This is a genomic window from Streptomyces adelaidensis (assembly GCF_016598475.1).
GTDB classification, from domain to species: domain Bacteria; phylum Actinomycetota; class Actinomycetes; order Streptomycetales; family Streptomycetaceae; genus Streptomyces; species Streptomyces adelaidensis.
This window is the reverse complement of sequence record NZ_JAEMUX010000222.1, coordinates 1-1588: the sequence shown is the minus strand read 5'-3', so window position 1 is coordinate 1588 and position 1588 is coordinate 1. Positions and strand designations below refer to the sequence as shown.

At 61.0% G+C, this 1588-nt stretch carries 1 protein-coding gene; it reads right to left on the bottom strand.

Going from position 1 to position 1588, the window contains the following annotated elements; all coding sequences use genetic code 11:
• Positions 1-74 precede the first annotated feature (74 nt).
• Positions 75-1502, bottom strand: a complete 1428-nt coding sequence (locus tag I8N67_RS41430; protein WP_200309483.1) for a phage major capsid protein — start codon at positions 1500-1502, stop codon at positions 75-77.
• Positions 1503-1588 lie beyond the last annotated feature (86 nt).

The window sequence follows — 1588 nt, the reverse complement described above, 5'->3', positions numbered from 1 at the left end:
ACCATAGTCTTCCCAGACAAAAAGCCCCGGTATCCGCCTCGCAGACACGAGGGGACACCAGGGCTTTTCTGTGATCAGAACGTCGGTGTGACCAGACCGGTGCCCGCCACCTTTGTCATGGCACCCGACCCGTAGCGTTGAAATGTGTAGCCGAAATACGCATACGCCACGAGCAGCACGCCCAGGGATGCGGCGGCAGGCTGCTCGGCGCGGATGAACATTGGGGCGTTAGGGTCCTCCCAAAGGTGGCACTCAGTGCGCGGCACAACGTAGATCTCATCCTCGTTTGTGCCAGCACCGAGATTCGTCGAAATGTTGTTGTCCACCACCACGAGAATGCCGGAAGAGAGCTTGGCGCGAACCGCCGGGCCGTACTCATTCGTGAGCGTCAGTCCGCTGGCATTGACCGGCATTCCGCTCGTGGAAACGAACGGCCAGGTGGAGCCGACCTGCGAAGCGAGCCAGTTCCAGCGACGGGAATGCATAACCGCATGCGTGGCATAGCCCATGTTCAACAGAGTTGCTTCGACAGTGGAGGCAGCGCCCTGAATCTTCGGCCACAACTCGGCCGCAGTCGGCGACGCGTCGGTATAAGCCGTTGACGATGCAACGTTTGTCAGACCCGTCGATGCCTGGTTCAGAAGCGTGGAATCCAGCGTCGTGGCGACCCTGTTGAAAAGGTCCTGCATTGTCACGTCATCAATGCCCGAACCCCGCTCGATTGCCTGCCGAGAAACGGTCTGCTGGCCAGCCGCAGTCTGTACGGGAATCGACAGCGCCGTGTCGTCCATGTTCTGTTCTGAAACAGCCGTGTTCTGTGTCGCCTGGATTGCCGCGCTCGACGACGTGGTGATGCGAGACAGTTCGATGGTCATACCCTGCGCGGGCAGCGGGTGAGAGTTGCACGCAGCATCCGCAAACGGCCGTAGAGAGGTCGTGGCGGGGGCGAACTGTTCGGTGAGGTACTGCGGCACGGTCAGGCCTGTGAACGCGCCTGTACCGACCGCACGCGACGGATACTCGCCCCGCTCCGTCTGTTCTTCCCGCATGTGCCGGGCAAGGCGCTCTTGCGCCCCTGGGTCGCCGAACATGAACTGACGAGAAACGTCGGTCAGGAAGTTCCGGCCGTTCGGGTCCTGGTCGGGCCGGTAGGTCCGCTCCTCCATGCCGATCCGGGCCACACGGTCATAAGCAGGCTTGCGCACATTCGTAGGCGTGATCTGATTCGCCCTCTTGCCGTACTCGATTTCTTCGAGCTGCACGGCGCGCAATTGCTCAAGGTCGCGCCCAGCATTTCGCGCCTCAATTGCCGAAGCTTCTTTCGCTTCCATCAAACGCGTGACTTCCCGGTCCTCCTCCTGTGTGAGGTTGGAGCGGCCAGCACGCTGCGCGGATTCAAGAATGGCATGGATCTGCTGTTGTGCGATTTCCTTGCTGCGGCGCGCATTGTCGCGCGCCGTTTCGATCTGGCGAATTCGGTCGGGAAGTGTGTACGAGGTCATGAGAAACCCCCAAGGTCAACACGCGGAAAAAGGACGCGTGCCCGCTGCAAAAGGGTTGACCATCGGGGGCATCTGCCCGACAAGCC

Excerpts from the sequence above, each read along its gene's own strand:
- I8N67_RS41430 (WP_200309483.1), bottom strand. The coding sequence starts at position 1,502 with ATGACCTCGTACACACTTCCCGACCGAATTCGCCAGATCGAAACGGCG.